This is a genomic window from Xanthomonas sp. NCPPB 2922 (assembly GCF_041520885.1).
Lineage (GTDB): Bacteria > Pseudomonadota > Gammaproteobacteria > Xanthomonadales > Xanthomonadaceae > Xanthomonas > Xanthomonas campestris.
The window spans coordinates 1-14468 of the sequence record NZ_JBGOFY010000005.1 but is presented as its reverse complement, the minus strand read 5'-3'; the positions used below and the strand labels follow the sequence as shown (position 1 = coordinate 14468).

The window sequence follows — 14468 nt, the reverse complement described above, 5'->3', positions numbered from 1 at the left end:
CGATGGTAGCCGCTGCCCCGCATGCGCGACAGCGGCGCGGTGGATCAGAGCGTGCTGCTGCAGCGCCGCCGCTGAGGACCGCCTGCGGCGGCATCCCGATGCACGCGATGACTCAGGGCATGGCCTGGTCGGCGCGGATCCAGCCAGTGCTCTCCGCATGGCCGGCACTGCGAAACCGCACCTGCAGGCGGGTCTGGTCCGTGCTCACGTCCAGCGCTTCGAGGCGATCGCCCTCGATCAGATAGCGCCGCGTGGTGGTCGCGGTGGGCGTGGCATACAGCGGCAAGCGCGGCACCTGCACCTGAAATGTGGCAGGCCGGGGCGCTTCCAGGCTCTGGCCGATCTCCGTGCCGATCACTGCACCCCGCGCATCGAAACGCGGCCACACCGAAAACGGCATGCCCTCTTCGGTGCCCGGGCCCAGCACATCCAGGATCGCCTGCGCGGCAATCGGCTGCTGGGTGGTGGACACATACAGGCGCCCAGCGGCGTCGTAGCGATACACGTCCGCGTACCACATTGGCCCGCTGCGGCAGGAGCTGCTCAGGCTGCGCTGCTGCGGGTCCGGGGTGAGATTCCAGAACCCTGCGCATTGCACCTGCGGGCGCGTGGGCGCGGTCAGCAGGCGAAACTGCCGCTGCGCCGGGTCATACAGGAACACCCGCGTGGCTTCGTTGACCTGCCCGAGCATCACGGTCACCGCCAGATCCGGATGACCGTCGAAGTTGTAATCGTCGCTACGGATGCTGCCGGTGGCTTCGCCTTCGTCCAGGTCCGCGTCCAGCCATTGTTCCTGGCCGCCGGGCGCCAGCACCACATGCAGGCGCGTGCCCACCAGGCTGGCAGTGGCGCGGGTGTGCGCATCGAGCGTCAGTTGCACGTGGGTGTCGCGTGCCGACGCGGCGCACATGAGCAGCGCGGCTGCGGCGAGCACACTGCTGCTCGCCACGGTGCGGAGGTGTGGCGCCTGCCAGCGGCGGCGCATGCGGCTGCCCGCAGGGATCCGGCTCAGAACGACACGTCCACCGGCTGCCGCGCCCACAGCACCGACTGGTGACCGGTGGCCTGCTTCCACGCCAGGCGGATCGCCTCGATGTCGTTGCGCCGCTGCGGGCTGTCTTCGTGCAGGATCACCAGCACCTTGGTGCCGAGCCGGTTCGGTTCCTTGGCGCCGCGGAACAGCCACTGGCCGTAGGCGTCGAACACGGTGAGCCCGTCCGGAAAGCGCGGGGTTACTTCCTTGTCCAAAAACGCGCGCCACTGCGCGTCGCTGATGGTGCGGGTCTGCGGGCGGTCGGCCGGGCCGGTTTCCTCGCCCACTCCAAAATACAGCTCGCTCCGCACCCAGCCCCGCGCTGCCGCCGGGCGCGCGGCATCGCCCTGCAGGCTGGCGGTGGTGGAGGCCGGCGCGTGCCCCGGCGTGGTGGCGCAGGCAGACAACGCCAACACGGCGGCGAACAGGCAGGACGGCAACAACTTCATCAATCTCTCCAGGCGGGGGCCGGCTCATGCAGGCGGGATATCAGCTCATGCCGGCGCGGGGGCACTGTGCCATCTCGCGCCGGCCTGAACAACACGATAATATCTCTCCATCCGGATGGAAGTGGAACACTCCCGGCCCCCACCTTGCACGCCAGCGCGGCCGGATGCCGACGCGCGGCGGCCCGCCGTATTTCAGGAGACAGCATGACCCGCCCCACCCTTTCGGTTATCGGCCTGGCCGTGGCCGCCGTCCTCAGCGCCAACGCCCAGGCCCAGGCCCAGCAAGCCGCGCCCGGCGCCACCACGCTGGACACGGTGATCGTCACCGGCACCCGTGCCAGCGACCGCACCGTGCTCGAATCCACAGTGCCGGTGGACGTGCTCACCGCCGAGGACATCCGCAAGGCCGGCGTGGTCAACGGTGAACTGGGCAGCGCGCTGCAGGCGCTGCTGCCCTCGTTCAACTTCCCGCGCCAGTCCAACTCCGGCGGCGCCGACCATATCCGCGCCGCACAGCTGCGCGGGCTCTCGCCCGACCAGGTGCTGGTGCTGGTCAACGGCAAGCGCCGCCACACCTCGGCACTGGTCAACACCGACAGCAAGATCGGCAAGGGCACCACGCCGGTGGATTTCAATTCCATCCCGATCAACGCCATCAAGCGCATCGAAGTGCTGCGCGACGGCGCCGGCGCGCAATACGGCTCCGATGCCATCGCCGGGGTCATCAATGTCATCCTGGACGACAACCCCGAGCGCGGTGAACTGGAAGCCAGCTTCGGTGCGTACAACACCGATGTGGAGCCGATCAATCGGCGCGTCACCGATGGCCAGACCAGCTACGCCAGCGCCAAGGTCGGCACGCTGCTCGGCGATGACGGTGGCTTCTTCAAGGTGGGCCTGGAGCTGAAGAACCGCGAGGCCACCAACCGCGCCGGCTTCGATCAGATTCCGCCGTTCGAAGAACAGACCCCCGCCAACCTGGCCCTGGCCGGCCAGCGCAATTACGTGCTTGGCGATGGCGCCACCAAGGGCCTGAACGCCTGGCTCAACACCAAGATTCCGTTCAGTGCCACCGGCGAGTTCTACGCCTTCGGTACCTACAACCAGCGCGACACCGAAGGCGCCAATTACTTCCGTTACCCGGACAGCAGCGCCAACTGGCGCGAGATCTACCCCAACGGCTACCGCCCGATTTCCGAAGGCGAAAACCGCGACCTGCAGATCGTGGCCGGCGCCCGCGGGCAATGGGGCGACTGGGACTACGACGCCAGCCTGGATTACGGCCGCAACGACTTCACCTACCGGCTGCGCAACTCGCTCAACGCCTCGCTCGGCCCGGGCAGCACCACGCGCTTCAAGACCGGTGATTTCGCCTTTGCGCAGACCGTGGGCAATTTCGATTTGACCCGCGTGTTCGATGCTGCCGGTGCCACCCACACCTTCGGCACCGGCGCCGAATTCCGCCGTGAGCAGTACCGCACGCATGCCGGCGACCCGGCCAGCTACGCGGCCGGCCCGTTCACCGATCGCCCCACCGGCTCGCAGGCCGGCGGCGGGCTCACTCCGCAGGACGAAGCCGACCTGTCGCGCAATGTGGCCAGCGTCTACGCCAACGTGTCCAGCCAGTTCGGCGACAAGTTCTCCACCGATCTGGCCGGCCGCTACGAGCACTACCAGGATTTCGGCAGCCAGTGGACCGGCAAGCTGGCCGCACGCTACGCCTTCGCGCCGGCATTCGCGCTGCGCGGTGCGGTCTCCAACAACGTGCGTGCGCCCTCGCTGAGCCAGATCGGCTACGAAGCTACCTCCACCGGCTACGACGCCGCGGGCCGCCTGACCCAGGGCCGCCTGCTGTCGGTCAACAACCCGATCGCCCGCGCGCTCGGTGCCACCGATTTGAAGCCGGAAAAGTCGATCAGCGCCAGCCTGGGTTTTACCAGCAAGCTGGGCGATCACTTCGACCTGTCGCTGGACTTCTTCCAGATCGATATCGACGACCGCATTGCGCTGTCCGAAGACATCACCGGCAGCAGCCTCACCGATTTCGTGCAGCAGAACTTCGGCGTCACCGGCGTGCAGAGCGCCAGCTACTTCCTCAACGCCGCCGACACCCGCACCCGCGGCGCCGAGCTGGTCGCCAACTGGCGCCAGTACGCCTTCGGCGGCGATCTGCTGCTGACCGGCACCTACAGCTACGCCAAGACCGAGTTGAAGAACGTCATCGCCACGCCGTCGCAACTGCTGGCGCTGGATCCGGACTACGTGCTGTTCGGCGTGGAAGAGAGCAACACGCTCACCGATGCAGCCCCGCGCACCCGCGCCTCGCTCGCCGCCAACTGGAGCAACGAGCACTGGAACCTGCAGAGCCGCGTCAACCGCTACGGCAGCGCCACCCGCGTGTTCGACTTCGGTGACGGCTTCGTGCCGCGCCAGACCTATGGCGCGGAATGGCAGCTGGACCTGGAAGCCGAATACCGCCTGGGCACGCAATGGACGCTGGCGATCGGCGGCCAGAACATCCTGGACAACTACTCGGACCGCTCCATCGACGACATCGCCTACTTCGGCAACCTGCCCTACGACGTGCTCTCGCCGATCGGCAGCAATGGCACGTACTGGTATGGACGGGTGCGGTATAGCTTCTGAGCGAAAGCGAAGAGCTTGAGACCTCTCTCCTCAGAGAGACTGCTTCAGCCCCTCTCCTGCGGGAGAGGGGTTGGGGTGAGGGTAAGGAGCGAAGCCCTCGTGGCATTCCAACCGCACGAGGCTTTGCCCGTACCCTCATCCGCCCCTGCGGGGCACCTTCTCCCGAGGGGAGAAGGGAGAACACCGAGGCTACCGCTTTAGCCCCTCTCCTGCGGGAGAGGGGTTGGGGTGAGGGTACGGAGCGAAGCCCTCGTGGCGTTCCAACTGCACGAGGCTTTGCCCGTACCCTCATCCGCCCCTGCGGGGCACCTTCTCCCGAGGGGAGAAGGGATGGCAGTCGCCGTTGCATAACCTGAATATCACATCGCTTTGCGCACACTAGCGCGATGGCAGACTTGCATTCCCCCCTTCCGTCGCCGCCATTGCTGGACGATGCCTGCGCATTGTTCCTGGACGTGGACGGCACCCTGATCGACTTTGCCGACAGGCCCGAGGCTGTGCGGCTCTTGCCCGAGGTCCGCGCGGCGATCGAGCGTCTGAGCGATCGCTTCAACGGCGCAGTGGCTCTGGTCAGCGGCAGACCGCTGTCGCAACTGGACGCCTTGTTCGCACCGCTGCTGCTACCAGCCGCCGGCCTGCACGGACATGAACTCCGCAGCGATATCGCTGCACGTGCCGCGATGCCGCAAGACACGTCCGAGTGGTTGCACGGCTTGCATAAACGCGCCGCTGCACTCACGCATCAACATCCTGGCGTGCTGGTCGAAGACAAAGGCGTCAGCGTCGCGCTGCATTGGCGCGCGCAACCACTTGCCGGCCCCGACGTACTCGCCTTCGCACAACAGGAAATCGCGCAACTTTCCGGTTACCGCCTGCAGCCCGGCGATCACGTCGTTGAATTTGTTCCCGAAGGAAGCAACAAGGGCCTGGCGGTCGAGCAGCTGATGCAGCAGCCGGCATTTGCGGGCCGCACGCCGGTATTTGTCGGCGACGATCTCACCGACGAATTCGGTTTCCAGGCGGCCAATCGCCTCGGCGGCTGGAGCGTGCTGGTCGGCGACCGCGCCCAGACCGACGCACGTTTCCGCGTGTCGGGCACCGCCGCCGTGCATGCCTGGTTGCAGCGCAACGCGCACACCGCGTGAGCGCGTTACGCGCTCCCCATCGTTTTTCCCCCAGGACGTTACGCATTTCATGACCGAGTCTTCTCTGGATCTGGGCGTCATCGGCAATTGCAGTTTTGGTGCACTGGTGGACCGCCAGGCACGCGTGGTGTGGAGCTGCCTGCCGGCGTTCGACGGTGACCCTGCGTTTTGCTCGCTGCTCTCGCCCAAGGGCGAAGGTGGCGACTTCGCGGTGGAGCTCGAGGATTTCGAGAGCAGCGAACAGCACTACCTGCCCAATACCGCGGTGCTGCGCACGGTACTGCGCGACAGCAAGGGCGGCGAAGTCGAGGTGATCGACTTCGCCCCGCGCTGGCGCAACAACGGCCGCTTCTATCGGCCGGTGAGCATCATCCGGCAGATCCGCCCACTGGCCGGCAACCCGCGCATCGTGGTGCGCGCACGCCCGCTGGCCGATTGGGGCGGCCGCACGCCGGATACCACCTGGGGCAGCAACCACATCCGCTGGGTGCTGCCGGACTTCACCCTGCGCCTGACCACCGATGTGCCGGTGCGCTTTGTCCGCGACGGCCTGCCGTTCGTGCTCAGCCATCCGGTCAGCCTGGTGCTGGGCGTGGACGAATCGCTCACCCGTTCGCTCACCGGCTATGTGCAGGAAGCGCAGGAACGCACCGAAGAGTACTGGCGCGAATGGGTGCGCTATCTGTCGATTCCGCTGGACTGGCAGGAAGCGGTGATCCGCAGTGCGATCACGCTCAAGCTCTGCCAGTACGAAGACAGTGGCGCAATCATCGCGGCAATGACCACCTCGATACCGGAAGCGCCCAACACACCGCGCAACTGGGACTACCGCTATTGCTGGCTGCGCGACGCCGCCTTCGTGGTGCGTGCGCTCAATCGCCTGGGCGCCACGCGCACGATGGAGCAGTTCATCGGCTACATCTTCAACATTGCCACCACCGACGGCACCATGCAGCCGCTGTACGGCATCGGCTTCGAATCGCAGCTGGAAGAGCACGAAGTCGACACCATGGACGGCTACCGCGGCATGGGCCCGGTGCGTCGCGGCAACCTGGCCTGGATCCAGAAGCAGCACGATGTTTACGGCAGCGTGGTGCTGGCCTCCACGCAGTTGTTCTTCGACCTGCGCCTCAAAGATCAGGGTGACGCGTCCACGTTCCGCAAGCTCGAACCCTTGGGCGAGCGTGCCTTTGCCCTGCACAACGTGCCGGATGCCGGCCTGTGGGAATTCCGCGGCCGCGCCGAGGTGCACACTTACACTGCGGCGATGTGCTGGGCGGCCTGCGACCGGTTGTCGAAGATCGCCGAACGGCTCGCGCTGGACGATCGCAGCGTGTACTGGCGCGAGCGCGCCGACACCATCCGCGAACGCGTGCTGGCAGAGGCGTGGAGCGACGAACACGGCCATTTCACCGACACCCTGGGTGGCCATCGCCTGGACGCCTCGCTGTTGCTGCTGGCCGACATCGGCATCGTGGCCAACGACGACCCGCGCTTTGTGCACACGGTCGAGGCTGTCGGCCGCGTGCTCAAGCATGGCGATGCGCTGTACCGCTACATCGCACCGGATGACTTCGGTGAGCCGGAAACCAGCTTCACCATCTGCACGTTCTGGTACATCGACGCGCTGGCCGCGATCGGGCGCAAGGACGAGGCGCGTGAATTGTTCGAGCGCATCCTTTCGCGCCGTAATCACCTCGGCTTGCTCTCTGAAGACCTATCGTTTGAAAACGGCGAAGCCTGGGGCAATTTCCCCCAGACCTATTCGCATGTGGGCTTGATCATTGCAGCAATGCGCTTGTCGCGGAGTTGGCAGGAGGCGTCATGAGTCGTCTGGTGGTGGTATCCAATCGTGTGGCCGTGCCTGGCGAAAGCCGTGCCGGCGGCCTGGCAGTGGGCTTGTTGGCGGCGCTGAAGGAGCGCGGCGGGGTGTGGTTCGGCTGGAGCGGCAAGACCGTGCGCGGCGACAGCGGAGGCATGCACGAGCAGACCGACGGTGACATCAAGTTCGTCACCATGGACCTCAACAAGCGCGACATCGATTCCTACTACAACGGCTTTGCCAACCGCACGCTGTGGCCGCTGCTGCACTTCCGCCTGGACCTGGTCGATTACGACCGCGCCACGCGCGAAGGCTACATGCGCGTCAATCGCCTGTTCGCCGAGAAGCTGGCGCCCTTGCTCAAGGACAGCGACACGTTGTGGATCCACGATTACCACATGATTCCGCTCGGCGCGATGCTGCGCGAGCTCGGTGTGGGCTGCAAGATGGGCTTCTTCCTGCATGTGCCGATGCCGTCGGCCGACTTGATGCAGGCGATGCCGGATCACGCGCGCTTGTTCAGCACGTTCTACGCGTACGACCTGGTCGGCTTCCAGACCCAGCGCGATGCCGAACGCTTCAAGGCGTATGTGCGCCTGTTCGGTGGCGGGCGCGTGCTGGAGGGCGATCTGGTGGAAGGCCCGGGTGGGCGCCGCTTCAGCGCTGCTGCGTTCCCGATCGGCATCGACACCGATCTGATTGCCAATCAGGCCAAGGCGTCGGTCTCCAAGCAGGCAGTGCGCGATCTTCGCGAAAGCCTGCGCGGGCGCCAGCTCGCGATCGGCGTGGATCGCCTGGATTATTCCAAGGGTCTGCCCGAGCGCTTCCAGGGCTTTGAGCGTTATCTGGAGCGCTATCCGGATCAATCCGGCAGCCTCACCTATCTGCAGATTGCACCGGTCTCGCGCGGCGACGTCAACGAATATCGCCAGCTGCGCGGGCAGCTTGAGCAGATCGCCGGACATATCAACGGTGGTCATGCGGAGCCGGATTGGACGCCGCTGCGTTACGTCAACCAGAACTTCAGCCATGCCACGTTGACGGGGTTTTATCGCGCTGCGGCCGTGGGCCTGGTAACGCCGTTGCGCGATGGCATGAATCTGGTCGCCAAGGAATTTGTGGCAGCGCAGGATCCGGAGAATCCGGGTGTGCTGGTGTTGTCGTTGCTGGCCGGTGCAGCCGATGAGATGAAAGAGGCGCTGTTGGTCAATCCGCACGATCTGGATGGTGTGGCCGATGCGATTGCGACGGCGGCGAGCATGCCGTTGGCAACGCGGGTGGAGCGTTGGCACGCGATGATGGATCACTTGCGCAAGAACAACATCAATCATTGGCGGCAGCGGTATTTGCAGGCGTTGGCCGATATCTGAGTCTGGCTGTTTCATGCGCGGTGTCGCGTTTCGCGTCACTGCGTTGATGCAATTTTCTCGCCGTCAGCGTGAGAAAGCGTTGCCTAGATGACTGCGCGCAGGGGTTCAGCTGCTGAGTTGTTGATAGCGTCTTTCGATGCAAGGCACTTCACGGCAAAACAATGCAAGTGCAGAGCTTTCGCGCCTGCGGCGCGAGTTTCTTTTGTCTTGGCGAAAGGAACCAAAACCGCTGTCGCCGACGCAATCCGGTGCGGTGAAGCCGCACCTGTGCCCTGCGCTCCTCGCCACGCGCGGCACGGCGCCCAAACTCGCTACGCTCAGACAAGGGCACCTCTTCGGCCACGCGTGGCTGCGGTGCTCGGCTTGCTTTAAGGCGACTGGGTGAAGCAAGAGCAAGAGCGGAACAGCGCTGCCGAAGCAAGGTTTCAGGCTTGGCAGGCGACGGATCGCTGTGTTAATCGCAAATAGGGCAATACAGCGACAGCGACAGCGACAGCGACAGCGACAGCGAGGCTACGGATATGAGCTACGTGTGCGTCACCGAAGCTGATTAGAGAAATTCAAGAATCGGCACCGTCACTAGCATCGGCAATCAGCACAGGCGACCGGCGACTAACGACTAGCAGTCAACGAATCAGCAATTGCGTTTGGTTTTTGCCTATTTCGTGTGCTTCAGGTGTGCAGGTTGGACCGATGGTTCCTATTCCGTCACGGACACGGGATAAGGATGGGTCTAAAATATTCACATGATTAGCGCCGAGGACCCTGGGAGGGGCGGCGCGTTCATATCCAGGTGCGGCCGCTTTCGCCAGTCCGCTGCCTCTCTCCCTCCACGACCTGCACCGTTTGTTTGGTGCCCGGGTCCTTCCTGATAACTCAAAATGACTGATCAATCCTCTAAACGCGGGCTCGGCACTTGGCTGTTGGTAGCCTATGCCGTGGTGCTCGCCGTGCTTGGTGCGGCGCTCGCCTATGAAGGCGGGCGCCTGGTGGCCGTTGGCGGCTCCTGGTACTACGTGCTCGCCGGTATCGCCGTGCTGGTGGCCGGTGTGCTGCTGGCACTGGGCAAACGCGCTGGCCTGTGGCTGTTTGGCGCCACGTTGGCGGCCACCATCGTGTGGGCGCTGTGGGAAGTGGGCCTGGATGGCTGGGGCCTGATCCCACGTCTGGCCTGGATCTCGGTGCTCGGCCTGGTGCTGTTGCCGTTCTGGGGCGTGGCGCGGCGGCGCATGCAGCCGTTGTCCGGGCCCGGCTATGTCGTGGTCACCGGCGTGCTGCCGGTGCTGGGTGCGGCGCTGATCCTGTGGCCGCTGCTGGTGCCGCGCAATGTGGAACTGGCCGATGCATCCAAGCAGCCGGCCGATGCGGCAACGCCGTTCAGCCGTGGCAGCGTGCCCAGCCCGGACGGGAACGTGGCGGCCAACCACGATGCCAGTAACTGGACCGCCTACGCCGGTTCCAACCTGTCCAACCATTACACCCCCGGCGCGCAGATCACGCCGGAGAACGTCAAGGGCCTCAAGGTGGCCTGGGAATTCCATACCGGCGATCTCAAGCCGAAGGATTCCAAGCTGGGCTATGCGTTCCAGAACACCCCGCTCAAGGTCGGCGACCTGCTCTACATCTGCACCCCGACCCAGAAGGTGATCGCGGTGGAGGCGGCCAACGGCAAGGAGCGCTGGCGCTTCGACCCGCAGACCAATCCGAAGGCGATGGCCGGCGTGGCTGCCACCACGTGCCGTGGCGTGTCGTACTACCAGGCGCCGGAAGGCACCGCCGAGTGCCCGACGCGGATCTTCTGGCCGATGGTCGATGGCCGCCTGGGTGCGCTGGATGCGCAGACCGGCAAGCTCTGCGCCAGCTTCGGTAACAACGGCTATGTGGACCTCAATGCCGGCACCGGCAACACCAAGCCGGGCTTCGTCGGCCCGACCTCGCCGCCGGTGGTCATGCGCGGTGTGGTGATCCAGCCCACCGGGCAGGTGCGCGACGGTCAGGAACGCGATGCGCCGTCCGGCGTGGTGCGCGGCTTCGACGCGCTCACCGGCCAGCTGCGCTGGGCCTGGGATCTGGGCAACCCGGCCATCACCGCCGAACCGCCGGCCGGCCAGACCTATACCCGCTCCACCCCGAACGTGTGGTCGCTGATGGCCGCCGATGACGAGCTGGGGCTGGTGTACCTGCCCACCGGCAACGCTGCCGGCGACTTCTTCGGCAAGGGCCGTACCCCGCAGGAAGAGGAATACACCGCCTCGCTGGTGGCCGTGGATGCGGCAACCGGCAAGGAGCGCTGGCACTTCCGCACCGTCAATCACGACCTGTGGGACTACGACATCGGCCCGCAGCCGAACCTGGTTGATTGGCCGGTTGCCGGCGGTGGCACCCGCCCCGCCGTGATCCAGGCCACCAAGTCCGGCCAGGTGTTCGTGCTCGACCGGGCCACCGGCCAGCCGATCATGCCGGTCAAGCAGATCGCCGTGCCGCAGGGCACCGACCATGGCGACTGGACCGCATCCACCCAGCCGGTGTCGCCGGGCATGCCCAACACCGTGGGTGCGCCCAGCCGTGACTACGAGACCATCGTTGAATCTGACGCGTGGGGCATGACCCCGTTCGACCAGCTCGCCTGCCGCATCGAGTTCAAGAAGCTGCGGTACGAAGGCATGTTCACCCCGCCCAGCCTGCAGGGCTCGCTGTCGTTCACCGGCAACCATGGCGGCATCAACTGGGGCGGCGTGTCGGTCGATCTGCAGCGCGGCATCATGGTGATGAACAGCAATCGCCTGCCCTATACCGAGCACGTCTACCCGCGCACGGTGATGAACGAGCTGGGCGTGGTGTCGGTGTTCAACGGCAGCAGCAAGACCAAGGGCTACATGGCGCAGGAAGGCCTGGCCTATGGCGCGCGCAAGGAGCCGTGGATGTCGCCGCTCAACACGCCGTGCGTGGCACCGCCGTGGGGCTATATCTCCGGCGTGGATCTGCGCACGCAGCAGGTGATCTGGCGCCGTCCGCTGGGCACCGGTTACGACCAGGGCCCGATGGGCATCCCGTCCAAGACCAAGTTCGAGATCGGCACCCCGAACAACAGCGGCTCGCTGGCCACTGCCGGCGGCGTCACCTTCATCGGTGCCAGCCTGGACAACTTCATCCGCGGCTTTGACACCCGCACCGGCAAGCAGGTCTGGGAGACCCGCGTGCCGGCGGGCCCGCAGGCCGCGCCGCTGAGCTACACCATCGATGGCAAGCAGTACATCGTTGCCGCGGTGGGTGGCCATGACCGCATGGAAACCAAGTCCGGCGACAGCGTCATTGCCTGGGCACTGCCCGACGACGCGGCCGCCAGCGCCAAATAACGTCTGAGGTTGTGCAGTGACGTTGAACCGGCCGTCGCGAGACGGCCGGTTTTTTTGTGCGTGCCTGAAGAGCGCCGCGCTCCGAGGGGCACTTCCCGCCGCGTCGTGCGTGCGGCCGCAAGCGAATCACAGCGAGTTAGCGCACGCCATTGCCCGCGGGGCGAGCTGCGATGCGGCAGCGGCGATCGGCCCAGCCTCGCCATCGCGGGGGTTCCTGCCTGGGATACGGAGCGCAGGCTGCACCCTTCGTCTTGAACCCCTGCACTGTCGGGCAGGCCGAAATTTCACATTTCAATAACAAATAAATGTGCGCTTCGTCAGGAAATCGCCGGGAGCGCCCAACCCTCCCTCAGGACTGAAACCGCTTCCAAATCAAGCACATCGGCATTTTTAGGGTGCCGGCGTGCTGATTCCGACGAACGGCGCCTTCACACCGTCATGATTCGGGCCCGGCCGCCGATACCCCCTTGCAGCTACACACTGCCGGACGCGCTCCCCACCCAGAACACCAGTCGGACACCAGCCTATGTTGCCTACCCTCGATGCCGCACCCGCCTCTCCTCCGCCCACCGGCCGGAACGTTGCGCGTGCCACCTGGACAGCCTGGTTGCCGGCCGCCGCGCAGGCCGCGTTGCTGATCCTGCTTGCCGTCTACGCCGCCACGGCCATGCCCGGTGGCTTCTGGCACAGCCTGGGCACGCTGCTACCGGCACTGCTGGTGCTCGGCGCCGCCAGTGCGGGGCTGTGGTGGTGGTCGCGCCGGCGCACTGCCGCCCAGCTCGACCAGGCAGTCACCGCCATTGCCGCCATCGGCGAAGGCCGCTTCCAGCGCCTGGACGCGCGCAGCGCCAGCGGCGAACTCGCGCCGTTGCTGCGCACCCTGCAAGCCACCCAGGACAAGCTCGCCATCCGCCTCGACGTGATGGAGCAAGGCCTGCGCCACGGCCAGTTCGTGATCAAGGCGCTGGACGATCTGGACACCATGATCCGCATCGCCGATGACGACGGCCAGGTGCTGTTCGCCAACCGCAAACTGCTCAAGATGCTCAAGCTGATCGAGCCGGACGTGCAGAGCTTCCGCCCCAGCTTCCATGCCGAAGGCTTCGTCGGCGGCAGCATCGGCGACATCTATCCGGACAGCCAGGCCGCCATCGACCGCATGCGTGCGCTCACCGCCTCCAAGGCCGTGCGTGCGCCGTTCTTCGGCCGCCAGATCGACTTCGTCTACAGCCCGATCATTGCCGCCGACGGCACCAAGCTCGGCACCATCGCGCAGTGGATGGATGTCACCGCGCAGGTCAACGCCGAGCAGGCGCTGATCGAGATCATCGATGCCGCGGCAGCGGGCGATTTCAGCCGCCGCATGCAGATGGACGGCATGGACGGCGTGCTGCTGTCGCTGGCGCAAGGCATCAACCGCATCTACGACTCGGTGGAAACGCATCTGGCCGCGTTGGCGCGCGTGATCAGCGCGCTGGCCGAGGGTGACCTCACCCAGCGCGTGGATGGCGATGCGCATGGCATTTTCGCGCGCCTGCGTGACGACACCAACCAGACCGTGATCCGCCTGACCGAAATCATCGGCGGCATCCAGACCGCGTCGGACACCATTCGCCGCGCTGCGGTGGAAATCGCTGCCGGCAACACCGATCTGTCCGAACGCACCGAACAACAGGCCGCCAGCCTGGAAGAAACCGCAAGCTCCATGGAAGAACTCACCTCCACCGTGAAGCAGAACGCCGACAGCGCGCAGCAGGCCAACAAGCTGGTGCTGGGCACCGGCGAAGTGGCGCAGAACGGTGGCCAGGTGATGGACGATGTGGTGTCCACCATGAGCCAGATCAGCACTGCCTCGCGCAAGATCGGCGAGATCATCGGCGTCATCGACGGCATCGCGTTCCAGACCAACATCCTGGCGCTCAACGCCGCGGTGGAAGCGGCGCGCGCCGGCGAACAGGGCCGCGGCTTCGCGGTGGTGGCCTCGGAAGTGCGCGCCCTGGCGCGACGTTCGGCCGATGCGGCCAAGGAGATCAAATCGTTGATCGCCGACTCCACCGACAAGGTGGAACTGGGCTCGGGTCTGGTGCACCGCGCCGGCGCGACCATGCGCGAGATCGTCGGCTCGGTGAAGCACGTCACCGACATCATGAGCGAGATCACCTCGGCCAGCGCCGAACAATCCAGCGGCATCGAGCAGGTCAACCGCACCGTGGCGCAGCTGGACGAAGTGACCCAGCGCAACGCCGCCCTGGTGGAAGAAGCCACCGCCGCCGCGCGCAGCCTGGAAGAACAGGCAGTGGAACTGGCCGATGCGGTGTCCATCTTCCGCCTGCAATCAGACACCCGCGGCAGCTCGAACGTGGTACGCGGCAGTTTTGGAAGTGCGGCAGCGTAACCCCGCACACCACCTGCATTCGTAGGAGCGCGCTTGCGCGCGATGGGGCCTCGCCGGTAACGCCTCATCGCGCGCAAGCGCGCTCCTACGTCATGTGTGCAGTTGAAAACGGCGGCCCGAAACCCTTCTGTACGCTGCAATCAAAAGCAGCCACTGCGTGACCGGCGCATGGTGCGTGCACGCGTGTGCCAACTGGTATCGGTAGACGTTGCAGAACAGGTTTTACGCACGTATCGACAACGCGGCGGCATC

8 protein-coding genes are annotated in these 14468 nt (G+C 65.7%); 6 read left to right on the top strand and 2 right to left on the bottom strand.

The window, feature by feature from the left end; translation table 11 throughout:
- Positions 1-112: 112 nt before the first annotated feature.
- Both ACD584_RS08120 and ACD584_RS08115 read right to left on the bottom strand, forming a co-directional pair.
- On the bottom strand, positions 113-985 hold the full coding sequence (locus tag ACD584_RS08120; protein WP_076037038.1) for a hypothetical protein: 873 nt from the start codon (positions 983-985) through the stop codon (positions 113-115).
- A 23-nt stretch (positions 986-1008) separates the two neighbouring features.
- A complete protein-coding gene (locus ACD584_RS08115; protein WP_012437623.1) occupies positions 1009-1482 on the bottom strand; it encodes a DUF3574 domain-containing protein in 474 nt (157 codons plus the stop codon).
- 204 nt (positions 1483-1686) lie between these two features.
- On the opposite strand from ACD584_RS08115, the gene ACD584_RS08110 reads away from it, so the two are divergent.
- From ACD584_RS08110 to ACD584_RS08085, 6 genes are all read left to right on the top strand, one after another.
- Positions 1687-4128, top strand: coding sequence for a TonB-dependent siderophore receptor (locus ACD584_RS08110; RefSeq protein WP_076037039.1), 2442 nt, complete (start codon positions 1687-1689; stop codon positions 4126-4128).
- Positions 4129-4514: 386 nt separating this feature from the next.
- Positions 4515-5273, top strand: coding sequence for a trehalose-phosphatase (gene otsB, locus ACD584_RS08105; protein WP_076037040.1), 759 nt, complete (start codon positions 4515-4517; stop codon positions 5271-5273).
- 49 nt (positions 5274-5322) lie between these two features.
- Complete coding sequence (locus ACD584_RS08100) at positions 5323-7101, top strand: glycoside hydrolase family 15 protein (protein ID WP_076037041.1); 1779 nt, start codon at positions 5323-5325, stop codon at positions 7099-7101.
- Positions 7098-8465, top strand: coding sequence for an alpha,alpha-trehalose-phosphate synthase (UDP-forming) (gene otsA, locus ACD584_RS08095; protein WP_014508687.1), 1368 nt, complete (start codon positions 7098-7100; stop codon positions 8463-8465). The genes ACD584_RS08100 and otsA overlap by 4 nt, the downstream gene beginning before the upstream one ends.
- A 920-nt stretch (positions 8466-9385) precedes the next feature.
- On the top strand, positions 9386-11821 hold the full coding sequence (locus tag ACD584_RS08090; RefSeq protein WP_175611859.1) for a glucose/quinate/shikimate family membrane-bound PQQ-dependent dehydrogenase: 2436 nt from the start codon (positions 9386-9388) through the stop codon (positions 11819-11821).
- A 526-nt stretch (positions 11822-12347) separates the two neighbouring features.
- The gene (locus tag ACD584_RS08085; RefSeq protein ID WP_076037043.1) at positions 12348-14216 is read left to right on the top strand and encodes a methyl-accepting chemotaxis protein; all 1869 of its coding nucleotides are present in this window, start codon (positions 12348-12350) and stop codon (positions 14214-14216) included.
- The last annotated feature ends 252 nt before the right edge of the window (positions 14217-14468 follow it).